Here is a 19,618-nt window from a genome sequence, read left to right on the forward strand (position 1 = left end):
AGGAAAATGGCTAAGTCAACTTTTATTAACTTGCCTGCCGGCAAAAAGAAAAAAATTGAAAGTGCGTTGTTAAAAGAATTCAGCAACTATCCTTTGGCAAAAGCACAAGTAGCGCGAATAGTGAAAGAAACGGGCATCGCACGCGGAGCTTTTTACAAATATTTTGTTGATTTAGAGGATGCATACCATTATATGTATGAATTAGCTCTAAAAAGTATTCATTTGCCCATAAAAATAAAAGCGCAGTTTGATGCACAGCAATATTATGACAATGTTGTTCATTTTATTGAAGAAATGCAGGCAAGTACATATGCTGGATTAATAAAAATGCATATCTTGTATAATGAAAGTTCGCCTGGTCATCCTTTTACACCAAAAATACTAGCTGGATTAGATCCGCAGAATTGGAGTGCAATGGTGCTCAGTCATGCCACCATTCGCTTAGTATTAACAAATCCAGTTCAAAAAAAGGCAATTATGACTCGTTTTAAAGCGAGCTTGGAACTGTTAAACAAAGGAAAGAACTAATGTTTTTAGCAATTAAAGAAATAAAAAGAGAGAAACTACGTTATGGGTTAATAATCTTAATGATTTTTTTGATTAGTTATCTCATATTTGTCTTATCGGCACTAGCAACTGGCTTGGCCAGTGAAAATACGCAGGCATTGGAATCTTGGGATGCTCAAAAAGTAGTCTTAAATAAAAATGCTAACGTAAGTATGAGTCAGTCTTTTTTAACCAAAACTGATTTAAAAAAAGCAACACTATCTAAAGATGAAGCATTGCTTGGTCAAATTCCAGTCGTAGTTAAGAAAGCCGGACGTCCCCAAATTTCAGCACAATTTATTGGAGTTAAAAAGAAGCAGTTTATCTATCATGATCAGGAACTTATTGCTGGTAGAAGAGCGAAAAAGAATTATGAGGTGGCTGTTGATCAAGCCTTTAAAACTAAAGGCTACCAGATAGGTGACAAACTGGCACTAAACGGCTCAAGTAGAAAGTACAAAATTGTTGGTTTTGTTAAAAATGCGAAAATTAATATTGCTCCAATTATTTACGGGACATTGGAGTCTTGGAAAAAGTTGCGGCAAGGGATGCCAACTTTAGAGGCTTCAGCTATAATTTCTCGTGATCAGCAATACAAATATAATTATAAAGATAGCAAGACATATCCTATTGCCCGATTTATTAAAAAACTTCCAGGATATATAGCCCAAAATATGACTTTTGAACTAATGATCGGCTTTTTATACATTATTTCATTAATTATAATCGCAGTTTTCCTGTACATTTTGACAATGCAGAAAATGCATAATTATGCGGTCATGCGTGCACAGGGGATTCCCAGCAGCACTTTAATAAAAGCAACCGTTAGCCAGGCAATTATATTAGTTCTTGCTGGATTAGTCATTGGCTTGGCAGCAATGTTTGTGACAGTTAAAGTTTTACCGGCCGCGGTTCCTGTCAGCTTCACGCCAAAAATTATTCTGACTGGTGCAGTAGGCTTGCTGTTAACGGCAATTATCGGTAGCTTAATTCCAATCAGATCAATTTTAAAGGTCGATCCGGCAAAGGCGATAGGTGAATAATATGGCAATTATCGAATTAAAAAATGTTCAAAAAGTTTATGGCACTGGAGCTGCACAAGTGGTTGCTCTAAAAAATATCAATTTTAAGGCCAACCTAGGTGAAGTAGTCTTAATCATGGGGCCTTCAGGAGCTGGGAAAAGTACCTTTTTAACGATAGCCGGATCTTTGCAGAAGCCAACTACTGGAGAAGTCTTTGTTGATGGTCAAAATATTGCACGTATTTCCGCGAGAGCAAGTGATCATTTACGACTAACGCAGCTGGGTTTTGTATTGCAGGCTTATAACTTAGTGCCGTTTCTAAGAATTAAAGAGCAGTTTGAACTAGTTAATAAGGTAAAGAAAAAAGGCAATATCAGTCAAGAAAAATTGCAGGAATTATTAAAACAGCTTGGTATCAGTTCTTTACTTAATAAATATCCGAGTGAATTATCAGGTGGTCAGCAGCAACGAGCAGCAATTGCACGTGCTCTTTACGCTAATCCACAAATTTTACTGGCCGATGAACCTACTGCTTCACTTGACAGTGAAAATGTGGCAGAGGTGGGCCAATTGTTTAAAAAACTAGCAAAAGACTATAACAAGGCGGTATTATTAGTAACGCATGATCCAAGGCTAAAGCAATACGCAGACCATATTTATGAAATGATGGATGGCAATATAAAGCAAGAAATTTAGTTATTAAATTTCGTAAATAAAAATAACAATATAAAAAATAACTACGAAAATTATTTTAATTAAAAGCGAAAAATCAACTAATCTTTTTTTATTAATAGTAATTTTATTATTTGTAATAATTCTAGTTTAGCATGAACAATGTTATTAATTAAAATTGTTTTCAAAAAGTTTAAATTTAGCAGAAAAATCATTAATTCTTTTGTGTTAGAAAAAAGTACTTTGCCCTTGACAAAGTACTTTTAAATTTACTATTCTTAATAGTGAAAAGAAAATGTTATTTTTTGCAGTAAGATAACTAATGTAATTAAAAGCAGAGTTATTAATTTGTTTTTTAACTGCTTGAGTAAATTACCAGGAAATAATGATTTCTTTGCTAAAATAACAAAAAAGTATTTTTGAGTATATGTTTTAATTTGGTATAATTTTTATTTTATTTATTAGCGATACGAGTATAATATATTATTGAGTAAGGCTTTTTATGTAGAGGTATAGTAATGAATGATATCCCAGAAGATAAGTCGATTGAGTTGTCAACCGATTACCAAAACCACAGCATTAATATGACATTTTCAGACAATCTAACAGATGATTCTGAACGAGGGTATATTCTTTCTGCTGCTTTCTTTTCCTATTGCGCTGCGCAAGGTCTAAGCAAAGAAGAAGTAAGCGACATGGTTTCGACTTATTATGACGAGTTTTTAAATAATGAGGACTAATTGACTCATTTCAAATATTTGTCTAAATAGAATTTCGATAGTAGTAATACTGTCTCTAGAAAACTGGTTTATAAAATAGTACGTTTTAAAGATAATCAAGGAAAACCAAAATGGCTAGAAAAAAAGAAATAGGAAGAAATAAGATTTTAAGTATTGCCTACAAAATGGTTGTTAAAGACGGCATTGAGAGTTTGACTGCTCGCAATATTGCCAAGGCTGGTCATTTTTCCACTCAGCCTTTATATCTTGAGTTTAATAGTATGGAAGATTTGCGCAAAGAGGTTTTGCGTAAAATTGCGGACAACTTAAAGAATAATATTTTGCAAAAAAGTTATACTGGTAAACCATTAATAGATATGGATTTATCATATATTGATTTTGCTAAGGAGCAGGAAAATCTTTTTAGAGCAATGTTTGTTGACGGTAAATTTGGTAGTAAAATTATCGCCGATACATTAATTAATTTTGGTATTGAAAAATTTAGAGAGCAGTATCCAGATAGTAATTATTCCGAGGATAGGATTAGAAGTGTTGTCATTGCTAACTGGATTACCACCAGTGGTATTGCTTCATTAATAGTTAATAAAATTGCAACATTTTCGCAAACACAAATTATAAATGTTTTAACAGCACAGATTAATGATGCAATCTTAAATGACTGGCTAAGCAAGACAAGTAAAGTTTCTTTATTTGATACTAATGAAGACAAAGATAAGAAATAGACTTTAATGCTCTATTAGCAAGGGAATGTTTGCTTGTGAGCAGTTATTAAATTATTAAAACTATCTGAAACAAGGAACATGTTAAAAAGATACGGATATGCTATAATTAGTTTTGAAATTAGTTTTCCTGAAAGGTGGTTTTTATGAAAATCCTTGCATTATGTGGCTCAAATGCCAATAATTCATTTAATGAGGCATTGCTTAAATTTATTTCTAAGCATTTTGCCGACAAGTATGATTTTAAGTTTGCAACTGTTAAAGGGTTGCCAATGTTTAAAGAGGGTGAAGATGCTCCAGAAGCAATCCAAACCTTGAGTAAAGAAATTGAGGACGCTGATTTGGTTTTAATCGGTTCTCCTGAGCAACAACACTCTGTTACCAGTGCTTTAAGTAGCGCACTTGAGTGGTTATCTTGTGTAACTCACCCATTTAAGGGCAAGCCAGTTGCTATTGTGTCAACTTCACCAATGCCACAAGGTGGTTCTCGTTCACAAAGTCGTTTGAAGAGTTTGTTGACTGCACCAGGCTTTGGCGCTAAGGTCTTTAATGGTGATGAATTCATGATGGGTGTTGCACCAACTCAATTTGATGATAATGGTGACTTGAAAGATGAGTCAACTGTTAAATTCCTAGGTCAATTTTTCGATGAAGTTGATAGTTGGTACGCACAAGTAACTAAGTAGGAGGGTCGAGAATGAAAATATTAGCAATTGTTGGTACAAATGCACCCTTTTCCTATAATCGCTTTTTGGCACAATTTATTGCCAAGCATTATAGTGACAAAGCAGATATTGAAGTAAAAGAAGTCGATAAATTGACACCTTTCTGCAGAACAGAAATGGCTGATGACACTATTAAGGCTTGGATTGAAGACGTTAAGAGTGCTGATGGTATCATAATCACTACCCCTGAATATGATCATACTATTCCTGCTGCTTTAAAGAGCAGTCTTGAATGGCTTGGTTCACATGCAGGTCCTAATGTTATGAAGATGAAGCCAGTTGCTGTTGCTGGTGCATCATACGGTGCACAAGGTACTGGTCGCGCTCAAGAAGATATGCGTGAAATTTTGCTTTCACCTGATATGAGTGCAAATGTATTGCCAGGCAACGAAGTTTTAATTGGTCAGGCTCCAGATAAGTTTAACAAAGAAACTGGAGAATTGACTGATGAAGCTACTATCAAGCAGTTAGATGGCATGATGGATAACTTCTTCAAGTTTGTTGAGCAAGCACATAAATAAACTTTTGCCAGTTTAACTGGTAGAGAGTAAAATAACCGGATAGGAGCATCCTATCCGGTTATTTTTGATTTGAAAGGAAGTTGGCATGACAAAACCTGTCGTTTTACCTGTAAAATCTGTTCGTAATCCCCGCGACTTGGGCGGCTATATTGGCCTGGGCGGCCATAAAATCAAAAGTTGGCGATTATTGCGCACTGGCAACATAAGTGAAATATCATTAAAAGATGAAAAATTTTTGCTTGCTAATGGTTTGACTAAAATTATTGACTTACGTTCACCAGCTGAGTGCAAGGCTAACCCTGACCGAAATATACCAGGGGTTGCTCATTATGAATTCCCATTGTCAGCTGATGACAATACTGGTGGCAATGGCCTTGATAGGAGTATAGAATTTGAGCAATATCGCCATGATCAATATGCGGGTTTTTATACAATGTGCCAAAGATATCATGATCATGTCAGCAATAAATTTGCACAGAATAGCATTCACCAAATTGTCAGTTTAATTGCTGAAACGACTCATGGCTCAGTTTTATACCATTGCTCGGAAGGTAAAGACAGGACGGGATTGGTAACTGTAATATTGCTTCACATTTTAGGAGTAGATCTAGAGACGATTCGGCAGGATTATCTTTATTCCAACTTAATGCTCAACGATTACCGCAAGGTGCGTGATGAGCGCCTTAAAAGAGCTGGAGAAAATGATAAGTTCCGTGCCAACATGCGTATTTTGGGTTCGGTAGCCAATGCGTATATTGATACGAGCTTGATTACAATCAATGAAAACTATGGCGGCATGGATTCTTATATTGACAACCAATTAAGAATCGATGAGCAGATGAAAGAAAAAATAAGAGAAAACTATTTGGAAAAGTAGGGATAAAATCAATGATTAAAAATTTAACTTTAGAACAACAAGTGGGACAGCATCATGCTTTAGGCACATCAATAACCTTACAAATCTTTGGAGCGCGCGATAAAAATGTCATTAACGACTCTTTTAATTTGATTGACCATTATGAAGATTTATTAACAGTTAATCGTGATGAATCTGAAGTTATGGATGTAAATCATGCGGCTGGTAAACAGCCAGTGCAAGTTTCCAGTGGTACCTATGATTTGATCAAATTGGCGGTAGAAAAAAGCCGGGAAAATTTTGGCTTCAATGCTTTAATTGGTCCAGTCGTTAAATTATGGGCAATTGGCTTTAAGGGGGCCCATGTTCCAACTGCTGATCAGATTAAAGAAAGGATGAAGCTAATTGATCCTTTTAGTGTTGACTTGAATGACGCTGACCAAACCGTTTTTTTGAAAAAGTCAGGAATGGAATTAGATCTGGGAGGTATTGCCAAGGGCTGGATCGCGGATCGCATTAAGGACTTTTGGTTGGCCTACGGTGTTCATGCCGGAATTATTAATCTTGGCGGCAACATTTTACTTGTTGGCGACTCACCTAAAAGGACTAGCGGTCAGTGGTCAGTAGGAGTGCAAGATCCTAAAGAGCCTCGTGGCAATAATATTGCTTCGGTAATGGTGCCAGAATGTTCAGCGGTTACTAGTGGCACTTATGAACGCTACCTGGAAGTTGACGGCCATAAATATCATCATTTAATTGACCCACGGACTGGTTATCCAGTTGAAACAAATTTAGCTGGAGTCACTACCTTTACCAAGTATTCAGTTGAAGCAGAAATCGAATGCAAGAGACTGTTCTTTGCAGGAAAGCCGCTTGCTGGTTGGCATGATGATCCTGATCGCATTGGAGCTGTCTTTGTATATAATGATGAACACGTTGAGTATGACAATTTTCAAAAGTAGTAAATAAAAGTGCCGTGAAGGGCACTTTTTATTTACAGTATGTTCTTATTCTTAAAAGGTAATGATAAGGGCGCTATTTACAATTTTATTAAAAAACAGTTCTAAATTTAATTATTTTAAGCAGCTGTTCGACTAATGCTAAAAATGCTGTTAAACAAACCATTGGATAAACCGGGAGTGTTGTAAATAATGAAACGGATAAATGACGAATCAAGGGTCTGCTGGATAAACCACGGGTTTTGTAAAGCATTAAGCATTGACAATATAATATAAACGAAAAAGTAACTGGCAAAAAAGGATGCAAAAGCACCTAATACGCTATCAAGTAAATTGCCAAAATTAGTTGCATGAGGATTTTTATTTGGCACCCATCCTTTAAAAATCTTAACCACCATCTTGCCGATAAAGACAATAACAAAAAATGCTAAAAAACGGAAAAGCATTAAGTTGGTTCCAGGAGTTAGAGTGGTTTGAATATTCTGTCCCGTAATTTGACTGTAAAGCCAATTGCCAACAGGATTCTGAAAAAGGATTGCGGCAATGAAGACAATAGCAGAAAATACCAAATTGATGATTAGTCTGGTAAAGCCTGTTTGAAATCCTTTATAAGTTTTTAGTGCCAAATAAGCCAGAACAATTAGAGTAACAATCATATTAATCTCCTTTGACGATATTATAGCTTAATTTATGCGTTTAGACTTTGACGACAGTCGAAAAATATTTCATAATTAAAGGGATGCATTGACTTTACAATAAGCCATTTTTAGCGTTAAATTTAGAGGGTGTGAAACAAGGTTTCACGGGTGAAAAATGAATCCTGAACAATTTGTCCAAGAATTATCAAAACGTAATTTTAAATTAAATGAAAATCAAATCAACCAATTTAACCAATACTTTACCAGTCTGATTGAAGCTAATAAAAAAGTTAATCTTACTCGCATAACAGAAAAAGATGATGTTTACCTAAAACATTTTTTCGATAGTATTACGCCTCTTTTAATGTTTGGCGAAATATTTAAAAAGTCCCAGTCTTTGTGTGATGTTGGTGCGGGTGCTGGTTTTCCATCAATTCCGCTTAAAATTATGTTGCCGGAATTGCAGGTAACGATCGTCGATTCTCTGGGTAAAAGGTTGAATTTTTTGCAAGGGTTAATCAGCCAGCTAAATTTAAAAAATGTTGCTTTAGTTCATGGTCGCGCTGAAGACGTGGGCCAAAACAAACAATATCGTGAGCAGTTTGATATTGTAACTGCCCGGGCTGTTGCCAACATGGCTGTGTTGAGTGAATATTGTTTGCCACTAGTTAAGAAAAACGGCAATTTTATCGCTCTCAAGGGACCAAAAGCTGAAGATGAATTAAAATCTAGTCAGAAAGCTTTAAAAACTTTAGGCGGCAAGGCAATTGCCATAAAAGAATTGCAACTGCCTCAAAGCAGTGAAGATCGCACGCTAATCTTGATAAAAAAAGTGCAGCCTACACCCAAAAAATATCCGCGGCAGGCGGGTACGCCGCACCGCAAACCAATTCATTAAACAGGGGGACTCAAAATGTCATTATTTTCTTCTTTGCGTCATCATGAAGAAATACCTAAAAATAAACAAGTTCAAGATATTGAACTAAGTAAAATTAAACCTAATTCATATCAACCACGACATGAGTTTTCTGAAGAATCAATTCGTGAATTAGCAACGACTTTAGATAAAGATGGTTTGCTTCAACCTATTATTGTGCGTGAAAAGGGTGATGATTATGAAATTATTGCTGGTGAGCGCAGATTGCGGGCCGCAAAGCATCTTGCTTGGGAAAAAATTCCGGCTATCGTTAACAATATGGATGATAGTCAAGCTGCTTCATTAGCTTTAATAGAAAACCTGCAAAGAGAAGATTTAAATCCGATTGATGAAGCACAGGCCTATAATAATCTCATGAAGTTAAATAATTTAACTCAAACAACTTTGGCCCAAAATATTGGCAAGTCGCAATCTTATGTAGCGAATAAGTTGCGCCTACTAAAGCTGACACCTAAGGTGCAGAGTTATTTGGCCAGTGGTGAAATTTCTCCTCGTCATGGTCGTTGTTTAGTCGGGCTTAGTGAAAAAGACCAGAGCCGCGTTCTCGATGAAATTTTGGCTCACAACCTTAATGTGAGTGATACCGAGAAAATCGTTAAAAATGTAGAGCAATATTTTGCCGACAAAAAAATTGAGGACAAAGAAAAAGAGCAGGCTGAAAAGACCAGACGAGCAGCTAATCGCATTCCCAAGGACTTAAAAGTACAGATTAATACGATCAAAAAGGCAATAAAACTTGCACAGCAGTCTGGCATTAAAGTTAAGTTTAAAGAAAATAACGATCCTGATGATTATATGATTACGATTGAATTAAAAAGAAAGTAGGAAGGCATGGAAAATATGGTGAGTGTAATTTCGGTTGCTAACCAAAAAGGTGGCGTTGGTAAGACGACCACGACTATTAATTTGGCGGCTTCGATTGCAGAACGCGGTTATCAAGTCTTAATAGTGGATATTGATCCGCAGGGTAATGCCACTTCTGGCTTGGGAATTGAAAAGTCCGCAATTGATCAAGATATTTATAGCGTTTTGATTAATGATGTTCCGCTTAAAGATACGATTTTCCATACTTCGACTAATCGCCTGGATTTAGTTCCAGCAACTATTAATTTGTCTGGTGCGGAAACAGAACTGATTAGTATGATGGCACGAGAAACGCGGTTGAAATCAGCTTTAGACTCAATTAGTGGCAATTACGACTTTATCTTTATTGATTGTCCGCCTTCTTTAGGTCAATTGTCTATTAATGCCTTTACAGCATCTGATTCAATTTTGATTCCGGTTCAAAGTGAGTATTATGCTATGGAAGGTCTTAGTCAGTTACTTAACACTATCCGCTTGGTGCAAAAGCACTTTAACAAAGACCTTGGAGTTGAGGGAGTTTTACTGACAATGCTAGATGCCCGGACTAATCTGGGTGCTGAAGTTGTTAAAGAAGTACGTTCCTATTTTTCTGATAAAGTATATAAAACTATTATCCCCAGAATTACCAAACTGGCTGAAGCACCAAGTTATGGTCAAGCAATTACGGAATATGCGCCAAATTCTCGTGGTGCCGAAGTTTATGATGATTTAGCCAAGGAGGTGTTGAAGAATCATGGCAAGAAACTCAAGAAATAAGGACACCAAAAAGCATGGTGGTCTCGGTCGCGGGATCGAAGCGCTGTTTGAAGACGAGCCGCAGATTGAAGACAATAATGAGGAAGAAATTCAAGATTTAAACTTGGGCGATATCAGGCCTAATCCATATCAGCCTCGGAAAAATTTTGATGACAAATCGCTTAAAGAACTAGCTGATTCAATTAAAGAAAATGGTGTCTTTCAGCCTATAATTGTGCGTAAGTCTATTAACGGCTATGAAATTATTGCCGGTGAGCGTCGCTTTCGCGCCTCTAAATTAGCTAAGAAAACTACTATACCGGCAATTGTGCGTGACTTTAGTGAAAGTCAAATGATGGAAGTTGCGGTTCTGGAAAACTTGCAGCGTGAAGATTTAACACCGCTTGAAGAAGCCCAGGCTTACGAAATGTTGCAAAAAAACTTGGGTCTGACTCAAGAAGAAGTTTCAAAAAGAATGGGCAAATCCCGTCCTTATATTGCGAATTACTTGCGTCTGTTAACCTTGCCTAACAAGACAAAGCATTTATTACAGCACGGTGATCTTTCTATGGGTCAGGCCAGAACGCTTTTAGGTTTGAAAAACAAAGACAAGATTGATGAAGTAGCAAAACAAGTAGTTAAAGAAGGGATGCCAGTGCGCAAAGTTGAGGCACTGGTCGCCAATCTTAATGCTAAAAAGCCCCGCAAAAAGACAGTGCAGAAGTCACCCTTTATCCGCGCTACTGAACATCAGCTGGCTAATAAATTGGGTTCAACTGTCAATATTTCTGAAAGCAAAAAGGGCAGTGGTCATTTATCTATTGGCTTTTCTTCAACTGCCGAATTAAACAGAATACTTGATGTGCTGGGAGTCGATCTTGATGAATAAAGAAATTTCCTATAGTTTAGCGGACACGGTACTGATGAAAAAGCCTCATGCCTGTAAAACTAATGACTGGGAAGTCTTGCGCATAGGAGCAGATATCAGGTTAAAATGTATGGGCTGCGGCCACATCGTAATGATGCCGCGTTCAAAGTTTACGCATAACTTTAAAAAAGTTTTAACTAAGGCGAATGATCCGGTCAACACTAAAAATGAGCTTTATGTGCCTAAAAATGAAATAGCACAACCGCACTTTAATCAAGATAATAACTGATTTTGTTTTAGAAAGAGGATAAAAAATGTCACTAACTGCTGGGATTGTTGGGTTGCCTAATGTTGGTAAGTCGACTTTGTTTAACGCAATTACTAAAGCGGGAGCGGAAATGGCCAACTATCCGTTTGCTACGATTGAACCGAATGTTGGTATGGTTGAAGTTCCAGACAAGAGACTTGCTAGAATTCAGGAACTAATTCCCGCTAAAAAAATAGTTCATACTACTTTTGAATTTACTGATATTGCCGGTTTAGTTAAAGGGGCTTCCAAAGGAGAAGGTCTGGGTAATAAATTCTTGGAAAATATTCGCCAAACTGATGCGATTATTCATGTTGTCCGTGCTTTTGAAGATGACAATATTACTTCCGTTACCGGTAAAGTAGATCCGGAAGAAGATATCAATACTATTAATTTAGAACTGGCAATTGCCGATTTAGATGCTGTTAACCGCCGCATTAATAAGGTTAAAAAGATTGCCCAGCAAAATGACAAGGAAGCTAAAGCTGAATTTAACGTTTTGCAAAAAATTAAGCCAGTTCTAGAAGAGGGTAAACCCGTGCGCTCAATCAAGTTTAATGAAGATGACCAAAAAATTGTTAAGGGCCTATTTTTGTTAACTGACAAGCCGGTTATTTATGTAGCTAATATTGCTGAAAGTTCAATGGCCGATCCCGAAGAAGATCAATATTATCAAATTGTCAAAAAACATGCCGACAGTGAAAACGCTGAATGCTTAGGTATATCCGCAGCTACTGAAGAAGAAATTGCTGGCTTAGATGACGATGAAAAAGCCGAGTTTTTAGAAGCTGAAGGTGTAACGGAATCAGGTCTTGACCGTTTAATCCGGGCAGCTTACCATATTCTAGGCCTCAGAACTTTCTTCACAGCTGGTGGTCCTGAAACACGTGCCTGGACTTTCCATAAGGGGATGAAAGCACCACAAGTTGCCGGTGTTATCCATTCTGATTTTGAACGGGGATTTATTCGCGCCGAAGTAGTTTCATTTGCGGATTTAGACAAATATGAAACCATGCAGAAAGTTAAAGAAGCTGGTAGGTTGCGTCTTGAAGGCAAAGATTATGAAGTTCAAGATGGCGACATTATTGAATTTAGATTTAACGTTTAGGAAATAATAATGGCAGAAAAGAAAACTGAAGCACAAGCTAAAATAGATACTAGCAAGCAGGAAAAACTAAAAGAAAAAGTAATCAATCAGAACATAGATGATGAAGTCAAACAAATGCAGCCTGCTGAATTGCGTAAACAACTCAGTAATAAAAATTCTGACTATGTTTTTCGCTTGCAAAAAGAACTTGAAACACAAGGCAAGATGAGTCATGAAGATGCTCAAAAGAAAGTAGATGAGCTTTTGAATGATTTAATAATTGCGCAGCGTCATGGTCAACCGGCCAGTACATATTACGGCCTATCACCTAAATTAAAAGCTGCTGATATGTTAAAGCCGAAAAAGCGGAAAGCTTCTGATATTCCGTTTTGGCAATATGCCACAGATAATGCTTTATTTTATGTTGCCCTTTTCTTTGGTCTTTTTGGCTTAATCGGTTTATTCCAAAAGAACAACAAATATAATTCAGAGATGGGTGCATTAACCTTACTGATTGTTGGTGCTGCATTAGGTGTTTTTATGACCAAGTATAATGAGTGGGTTTTACCTAATGGTGGTAAAAATCGTAAAATTCCCTGGTCAAAATTAATTTGGGGCTTCATTTTAATGATGGCATTGCTCTTTATCTGTTTTGGCGTACTGTCTTTGCGGGCATTACAAATTATTAATCCTGTTTTACCAGGAATATATAATTTGATAATTGCTGCGGTGGCATACGGTATTCGCTGGCTTTTCCGCCGTCATTATCAAATCATTGGCTCTGCATTTTCACCAGCTGATAGGAGTAAATAGGTGCTTTTTGTCAAGAAAAGAGCTATACTTAGATAACTATATATTTTAAAGGATAAATAGATTTACTATGAATCTATTTATCCTTTTTAAACTGATACATATAAGAATTAAATAACGTTTTAGCAAATTAGAAAGAGGTATTTAATGATTAACACGTTGCGTAAGTCAATCAGGCAGTATAAAAAACTGTCTTTGCTGTCGCCACTCTTTGTCACTGGTGAAGTTATCATTGAAATGTTAATACCATATTTGGTTGGTATTTTAATTGATAATGGCATTATGAAAGGGAACATGCCCTACATTACTAAAAGCGGTATTGTTTTATTGGTGTTTACGGTTCTTTCACTTGTTTTGGGTTCTGGTGCCAGCTATGCCTCTGCTCATGCTGCAGCTGGGTTTGCAGCTAATTTGCGTAAAGACATGTTTTATCATGTGCAAGACTATTCTTTTGAAAATATTGATAATTTTTCTAGTGCCAGTTTGGTTACAAGAATGACGACTGACGTTAATAACGTTCAGATGTCTTATCAAATATTAATTAGAATTGCAGTCAGAGCGCCAATGATGTTATTGGTTTCAATAATCATGTCTGTTATTGTCAGTCCCCAATTATCACTGGTATTTGTAGTGATTGCACCAGTTTTTGTCATTCTGCTCGGTATCATTATTAAAAGTGCCAGCAAGTATTTTCCTAAGATTTTTAGGGGCTATGACCGCATGAACCAAGTAGTGCGGGAAAACATTCGCGGCATTCGTGAAGTTAAAACCTATGTGCAAGAAGAAGCACAAACAGTTAAATTTAAAAAATCTGCCGGCTTTATCTACAGACTATTTGCAACTGCACAAAAAATCATGTCATTGAACTCACTTGTGGTTATGGCAGTGTTAAATATTTCTAACCTGGCTATTTGCTGGTTTGGGGCCAAAGAAATTGTTGGTGGCAGTTTACAAACTGGTCAGCTTATTTCAATGTTTTCATATTCAAACTCTGTCTTAGGCAGTTTGAATATGTTGGCAATGATCTTTACTCAACTGGTTGTCTCTGCTGCTAGTGGTCACAGAATTGCTGACGTTATCAATGAAAAACCATCAATTGAAAATCCACGCAAACCTTTAAAGCATGTAAACAATGGTGAAGTAATTTTTGATCACGTTAATTTTAAATATGATCCAGATGATAAGAACCTGGCTTTAAACAATATCAATTTAACCATTAAACCGGGTGAGACAATTGGTATTATTGGGAAAACCGGGTCATCAAAATCAACCTTAGTATCAATGATTCCACGGCTTTATGATACGGATTCAGGAGCCGTTCGGGTATCAGGACACAATGTAAAATCATATGATTTAAAAACACTGCGTGACAACGTGGCGATGGTTTTGCAAAATAATGTTCTGTTTTCAGGAACCATTAAGGAGAACCTTAAATGGGGTGACGAAAATGCCACTGATGAAGAAATTATTGCTGCTGCCAAAATTGCTCATGCAGATGATTTTATTCGTGAAATGCCTGACCAGTATGAAACTATGGTTGAACAAGGCGGGGCTAATGTTTCCGGTGGCCAAAAGCAAAGAATTACAATTGCAAGGGCATTGCTAAAGAGGCCTAAGATTTTAATTTTGGATGATTCTACTTCAGCGGTTGATACACAAACTGAGCGTCAAATCCGCGAAGCACTGGTAGAAAATATGCCGGATACCACTAAAATAATTATTTCGCAGAGGATCGTATCCATTAAGGATGCAGACAGAATAATTGTCATGGATGATGGTAAAATTCAGGATATTGGTACGCATGAAGAACTGATGCAGCGCAATGACTTGTACAGCTCGATTGCCAAGTTTCAAGAAGAACAGAAGAAGTAGGTGATTAATTTGAATAAAGCAGTGGAAAAGCAAAATAACCAAATCTCTGGTAAACGTTCTACAATACTGTGGCGTCTGCTTAAATTAGTTGCCAGCACCAGTCCTTGGATGCTTATCAGTTCTACAGTTGCCATAATTCTCACGGCTGCTGCGAATGTTTTAGGTTCCTTGTTTATTGAACGCTTGATAAATACTTACATTATTCCGCTAACCAAAGAGGCCAGACCAGATTTTGGTCCACTTTTGCACGCAATTGCGGTAATGTTTGGCTGTTATGCTATTGGATTCATTTCTAATTATCTTTTTGCAATGTTAATGGCAGTTTTAGCACAAAAAGTCCAATTCAGAGTGCGGATGGAAATGTTTGAGCACATGGAAAAATTGCCAATTTCTTATTTCGATGAAAATGATTATGGCGACATCATGAGCTGTTATACTAACGACATTGATACGTTGCAACAAATGATTTCTCAATCGATTCCACAGTTTATGAACTCAGCTTTAAACCTTATTTTTGTTTTGGGTGCGATGGTGATTTTAAGCTGGCAGCTAACTATTTTTACTTTAGTAGTCTTTGCCCTTTCTATTATCGTTGTCCGCTTTTTAACGATACGTTCAGCTCATTACTTTAAGCTGCAGCAAAAAGAATTAGGACAAGTTAACGGATATAATGAAGAAATGCTTAATGGTCTTAAGGTAATTAAAGTCTTTAGCCATGAGCCTGAAGTTGAGCAAGATTTTAATGCTTATAACGATTCTTTGCAGGTAGCATCTGGCAAGGCTCATACTTACGCCACGATTTTATTTCCAATTATGGGTAACTTGGGCAACTTGCTTTATGTTTTAATTGCAGTTTTAGGTGGTGCGGTAGCCATCAACCATATTGCACCTCTTTCATTAGGGGTTATTGGTGCCTTTCTGCAATTATCAAAACAGTTTGCAATGCCGATAGCTCAGATTTCACAACAGTTAAATTCTATCGTAATGGCTTTAGCCGGTGCGGAAAGAATTTTCGATTTAGAGGATCAGACAGTTGAAGTTGATGATGGTGATGTAACTATCACCAAAGACGAAGATGTAAAGGGTGCTTGGCACTGGAATGTACCGCAAAAAGATGGGTCAGTGAAGAAAGTTACTGTCAATGGTCATATTGTTTTTGATCATGTCAACTTTGGCTATTCGCCTAATAAACAAATTTTGTATGATATTTCGATTGATGCCAAACCGGGTATGAAAGTGGCACTGGTTGGTGAAACCGGAGCGGGTAAAACCACTATTTCCAATATGATTAATCGCTTCTACGAAATTAATTCTGGTACTATAACCTATGACGGTATTCCGATTAATAGAATTAAAAAAGATGATTTAAGGCGGTCATTATCAATAGTATTGCAGGACACACACATGTTTACTGGTACAGTTATGGATAATATCCGCTTTGGTAATACCGAAGCAAGTGATGATGATGTGTATCAAGCAGCGCATTTGTCGCATGCTGATGAATTCATTCATCACTTGGACGAAGGCTACAAAACCATTATCGATGGTAATGGCGGAGACCTGTCTCAGGGTCAAATGCAGCTTCTCAGTATTGCGCGGGCGATGATCGCTGATGAACCAGTCATGATTTTAGATGAGGCAACTTCCAGCATTGATACGCAAACTGAAAAGTTAGTGCAGGCTGGTATGGATAATCTGCTTGCAGGACGTACAAGTTTTGTTATTGCCCACCGTCTTTCCACAATTGTTAACTCGGACTTGATTTTAGTACTTGATCATGGTCATATTATTGAAGCCGGTAACCATGAGCAGCTTCTAAAGCAAAAGGGTTACTACTACGAGTTATATACTGGCAAAAAAGAAATACAGTAATTTTGATAAAATTTTCTCAGCATTATGGTGCTGGGAATTTTTTTGCTTAAAAAGACCTGCAAGCAATAAATACTTACAGAACGCAAGTTTGTGTTATGGTAAGGTTTAAGAAATTAGCTGGGTCTAAAGCTATTAACAAAAATCTTTATGTAATTTAGGATAATTAAAAAATTGTCATAGACAAAAGGAATTACGCAAATGAATCAAATCATCCAAATTTTAAGTGAACGCCGAGGCGATTTAGGGATTGCATTGCTGCAGCATATACAGATATCATTAATTTCACTGCTGATTGCTATGGTAATTGCAATGCCACTAGCTTTTTGGACTGTAAAACATGCCAAAGTAGCAGAATTTTTATTGCAAATTGCCAGTATATTACAAACTATTCCTTCTTTGGCACTTCTGGGTTTGCTAATACCCCTTGTCGGCATAGGAACAGTTCCTGCGGTAATTGCCTTGATAGTGTATGCTTTATTACCTATCTTTCAGAATACCTATTTGGGATTAACAGAAATTGATCCAGCTCTGGAAGAAGCTGCAGATGCGTTCGGCATGTCGCGCATGCAAAAGCTGCTCAAAGTTGAATTACCTTTAGCTATGCCCACAATTATTTCTGGTATTAGGACAGCTTTAGTTTTAATTATCGGGACAGCTACCATGGCAGCATTAATTGGCGCAGGCGGACTTGGTAGTTTTATACTACTGGGAATTGACCGTAATAATACTGCTTTAATAATTATCGGCGCAGTTTGTTCAGGTGCCTTGGCTATTATTTTAAGTGCCTTGATCAAGTGGTTAGAACATGCTTCAGTTAAAACTGCTTTAGGAGTTTTAGCTGTCAGTGTTTTATTTTTGGCAGGCAGTGGTGTTTATGAAACTGTTGCTAATCAAAAAGAGACGATAACTGTTGCTGGTAAGCTAGGCTCTGAACCCGAAATTTTGATTAATATGTACAAAGAATTAATTGAACAGGGTGATGCGCACGTTCAAGTGACGTTGAAACCTAATTTTGGTAAGACTACTTTTCTCTTTAGTGCATTAAAAAACGGTAAGATCGATATTTATCCGGAATTTACGGGTACTATTTTAGAGACTTTTGCTAAAACTCCGGTAAAAACGACGGGTTTATCTGAAAAAGAAACTTATGCTAAAGCTAAAGAATTAGTGAATAAGCAGGATAAACTTACTTTACTTAGACCAATGGCCTACGATAACACTTATGCTTTGGCTGTCAAAACCTCTTTTAAAAACAAAAATCATTTAAAGAAAATCAGTGATTTGGCTAATATTACTAATCAGTTAAAGGGTGGTATGACTTTAGAATTTATTGACCGTGGAGATGGTTTTAAAGGAATTAAGAAACTATACAAAATTGATTTCCCAGTTAAATCAATGGAGCCGGCTCTGCGCTATCAAGCAATAGACCAAAATAAGGTTAACATCGTTGATGCCTATTCAACTGACAGTGAATTGCGGCAGTATCACTTAAGTATTTTAAAAGATGACAAACATAACTTCCCTATTTATCAGGGTGCTCCTTTAATGAGTAACGACTTTGCACGTCGGCATCCCCAAGTGGTACACAGTTTAAATAAATTAGCCGGCAAGATCACTGAAAAGCAAATGCAGGAAATGAATTATGAGGTCAATATCAAAAATATGGATCCAGGCCAAGTGGCGCATCATTATTTAGTAAAACAGCATTTACTTAAGGAGAAATAAGATGGCTTCAGCAATTAAATTTGAACATGTACAAAAAACTTTTGCCGGTAAAATAGTAGTAAACGATCTTAATCTTGATATTCAACAAGGTGAACTTTTTGTCCTAGTTGGCAACTCCGGTAGTGGGAAAACAACATCTGTTAAAATGATTAACCGTTTGGAAGACCCAAATTCTGGCCAGGTTTTAATTAATGAACGGCCTACTACAGAATACGATGTGCAAAAATTGCGCTGGCAAATTGGTTATGTGTTGCAACAAATCGCTCTTTTTCCGAATATGACCGTTGCCCAAAATATTACTCTCATTCCAGAAATTCAAGGGGTAAACGATAATCTGGAAAAATTGGCAGCCCAACTGCTGCAAAAAGTGGGTCTCAATCCGCAAGAATACGCTCAACGTTATCCCCAGGAACTGTCTGGTGGTGAACAACAAAGAATTGGCATTTTAAGGGCTATTGCATCAAAGCCTCCTATCGTGTTGATGGATGAACCTTTTAGTGCACTTGATCCACTTTCTCGAGCAAATTTACAAGAACTAGTTGTTGACTTGCATAAGCAACTGCATAATACTATTTTGTTTGTGACGCATGATATGAACGAGGCACTCCATTTAGCTGATAGAATTGGTATTATGAAGGATGGCCAATTGCTGCAGGTTGATCAGCCAGAAGAAATTTTACGGCATCCGGCTAATAACTTTGTCCGAGACTTTTTCAGAGGCAGCATAGGCAGCAACCTATATGAAACAACTTTGAAGCAAGCAGCTTTATTGACTAAATTTAAACGGGCTGAATCTGGCTCACGGGCGGCAATGCCGTTAATTAATGTCGAGGACACAATTGCTAAATTGTTAACTCTTTTAAGTGAGCAAAATGAAGTGCTGGTACAAAATGCCAGTGGGGACTTTTTAGGCCTTGTTGATCGGCAATGGCTGGTTACATATCTGAATAATATTAATAGTTTAAAGTAGAAACTAAGCTGGAAAATCCGGCTTTTTTAATAAAACAATAAAGTTATGCTTGAATATTAGTAGTTTGTTACAAAATTGTCTAAAATATTAGACATAGATTCTGCTACACTATATTTAGTAGAATATAAAAATAAAACGAATATAATCAATAAGTAAAAAGAAGGGAAATTAG

General features: G+C 36.9%; 21 protein-coding genes. 20 read left to right on the forward strand and 1 reads right to left on the reverse strand.

Annotated features, from left to right (window positions below; genetic code table 11):
• The first annotated feature begins 6 nt into the window (after window positions 1-6).
• From AAA926_RS08575 to AAA926_RS08615, 9 genes are all read left to right on the forward strand, one after another.
• Window positions 7-528, forward strand: coding sequence for a TetR/AcrR family transcriptional regulator (locus tag AAA926_RS08575; protein WP_198180332.1), 522 nt, complete (start codon window positions 7-9; stop codon window positions 526-528).
• Window positions 528-1,589, forward strand: coding sequence for an ABC transporter permease (locus tag AAA926_RS08580; protein ID WP_198180334.1), 1,062 nt, complete (start codon window positions 528-530; stop codon window positions 1,587-1,589). Before AAA926_RS08575 ends, AAA926_RS08580 begins: the two co-directional genes overlap by 1 nt.
• 1 nt (window position 1,590) lies before the next feature.
• Window positions 1,591-2,265 (forward strand): ABC transporter ATP-binding protein, encoded by a 675-nt coding sequence (locus AAA926_RS08585; RefSeq protein ID WP_338207166.1) that lies wholly within the window; start codon window positions 1,591-1,593, stop codon window positions 2,263-2,265.
• A 494-nt stretch (window positions 2,266-2,759) separates the two neighbouring features.
• Window positions 2,760-2,981, forward strand: a complete 222-nt coding sequence (locus tag AAA926_RS08590) for a hypothetical protein (RefSeq protein WP_198180337.1) — start codon at window positions 2,760-2,762, stop codon at window positions 2,979-2,981.
• A 110-nt stretch (window positions 2,982-3,091) separates the two neighbouring features.
• A complete protein-coding gene (locus AAA926_RS08595) occupies window positions 3,092-3,703 on the forward strand; it encodes a TetR/AcrR family transcriptional regulator (protein WP_198180338.1) in 612 nt (203 codons plus the stop codon).
• A 143-nt stretch (window positions 3,704-3,846) separates the two neighbouring features.
• Window positions 3,847-4,386 (forward strand): NADPH-dependent FMN reductase, encoded by a 540-nt coding sequence (locus AAA926_RS08600; RefSeq protein ID WP_198180339.1) that lies wholly within the window; start codon window positions 3,847-3,849, stop codon window positions 4,384-4,386.
• Between the two features lie 11 nt (window positions 4,387-4,397).
• On the forward strand, window positions 4,398-4,946 hold the full coding sequence (locus AAA926_RS08605; RefSeq protein ID WP_198180340.1) for an NADPH-dependent FMN reductase: 549 nt from the start codon (window positions 4,398-4,400) through the stop codon (window positions 4,944-4,946).
• Window positions 4,947-5,031: 85 nt separating this feature from the next.
• Window positions 5,032-5,823, forward strand: coding sequence for a tyrosine-protein phosphatase (locus tag AAA926_RS08610; RefSeq protein ID WP_198180341.1), 792 nt, complete (start codon window positions 5,032-5,034; stop codon window positions 5,821-5,823).
• Between the two features lie 11 nt (window positions 5,824-5,834).
• Window positions 5,835-6,764, forward strand: a complete 930-nt coding sequence (locus AAA926_RS08615) for an FAD:protein FMN transferase (protein WP_198180342.1) — start codon at window positions 5,835-5,837, stop codon at window positions 6,762-6,764.
• Window positions 6,765-6,880: 116 nt separating this feature from the next.
• Here the strand turns inward: AAA926_RS08615 and AAA926_RS08620 are convergent, their stop codons facing one another.
• The gene (locus AAA926_RS08620; protein WP_198180344.1) at window positions 6,881-7,417 is read right to left on the reverse strand and encodes a CvpA family protein; all 537 of its coding nucleotides are present in this window, start codon (window positions 7,415-7,417) and stop codon (window positions 6,881-6,883) included.
• Window positions 7,418-7,574: 157 nt separating this feature from the next.
• On the opposite strand from AAA926_RS08620, the gene rsmG reads away from it, so the two are divergent.
• From rsmG to AAA926_RS08675, 11 genes are all read left to right on the forward strand, one after another.
• Window positions 7,575-8,297: a 16S rRNA (guanine(527)-N(7))-methyltransferase RsmG gene (gene rsmG, locus AAA926_RS08625; protein WP_198180346.1), complete on the forward strand. Its 723-nt coding sequence runs from the start codon at window positions 7,575-7,577 to the stop codon at window positions 8,295-8,297.
• A gap of 15 nt (window positions 8,298-8,312) precedes the next feature.
• Complete coding sequence (gene noc, locus AAA926_RS08630; protein WP_198180348.1) at window positions 8,313-9,161, forward strand: nucleoid occlusion protein; 849 nt, start codon at window positions 8,313-8,315, stop codon at window positions 9,159-9,161.
• Window positions 9,162-9,176: 15 nt separating this feature from the next.
• On the forward strand, window positions 9,177-9,956 hold the full coding sequence (locus AAA926_RS08635) for a ParA family protein (RefSeq protein WP_198180500.1): 780 nt from the start codon (window positions 9,177-9,179) through the stop codon (window positions 9,954-9,956).
• Window positions 9,934-10,824, forward strand: a complete 891-nt coding sequence (locus AAA926_RS08640) for a ParB/RepB/Spo0J family partition protein (protein WP_198180350.1) — start codon at window positions 9,934-9,936, stop codon at window positions 10,822-10,824. Before AAA926_RS08635 ends, AAA926_RS08640 begins: the two co-directional genes overlap by 23 nt.
• Window positions 10,817-11,092, forward strand: a complete 276-nt coding sequence (locus AAA926_RS08645; protein ID WP_198180352.1) for a DUF951 domain-containing protein — start codon at window positions 10,817-10,819, stop codon at window positions 11,090-11,092. Before AAA926_RS08640 ends, AAA926_RS08645 begins: the two co-directional genes overlap by 8 nt.
• Before the next feature lie 25 nt (window positions 11,093-11,117).
• Entirely contained in the window at window positions 11,118-12,218 is a 1,101-nt protein-coding gene (ychF, locus tag AAA926_RS08650) for a redox-regulated ATPase YchF (RefSeq protein WP_338207170.1), read from the forward strand.
• 9 nt (window positions 12,219-12,227) lie between these two features.
• Window positions 12,228-13,010: a DUF1129 family protein gene (locus tag AAA926_RS08655; RefSeq protein ID WP_198180356.1), complete on the forward strand. Its 783-nt coding sequence runs from the start codon at window positions 12,228-12,230 to the stop codon at window positions 13,008-13,010.
• A 144-nt stretch (window positions 13,011-13,154) separates the two neighbouring features.
• Entirely contained in the window at window positions 13,155-14,879 is a 1,725-nt protein-coding gene (locus AAA926_RS08660) for an ABC transporter ATP-binding protein (protein ID WP_198180358.1), read from the forward strand.
• The gene (locus tag AAA926_RS08665) at window positions 14,880-16,751 is read left to right on the forward strand and encodes an ABC transporter ATP-binding protein (protein ID WP_370466830.1); all 1,872 of its coding nucleotides are present in this window, start codon (window positions 14,880-14,882) and stop codon (window positions 16,749-16,751) included.
• Window positions 16,752-16,949: 198 nt separating this feature from the next.
• A complete protein-coding gene (locus AAA926_RS08670; RefSeq protein WP_198180360.1) occupies window positions 16,950-18,476 on the forward strand; it encodes an ABC transporter permease/substrate-binding protein in 1,527 nt (508 codons plus the stop codon).
• Window position 18,477: 1 nt separating this feature from the next.
• Window positions 18,478-19,446, forward strand: coding sequence for an ABC transporter ATP-binding protein (locus tag AAA926_RS08675; RefSeq protein ID WP_198180362.1), 969 nt, complete (start codon window positions 18,478-18,480; stop codon window positions 19,444-19,446).
• Window positions 19,447-19,618: the final 172 nt, after the last annotated feature.

Source organism: Lactobacillus juensis (assembly GCF_036246285.1).
Lineage (GTDB): Bacteria > Bacillota > Bacilli > Lactobacillales > Lactobacillaceae > Lactobacillus > Lactobacillus juensis.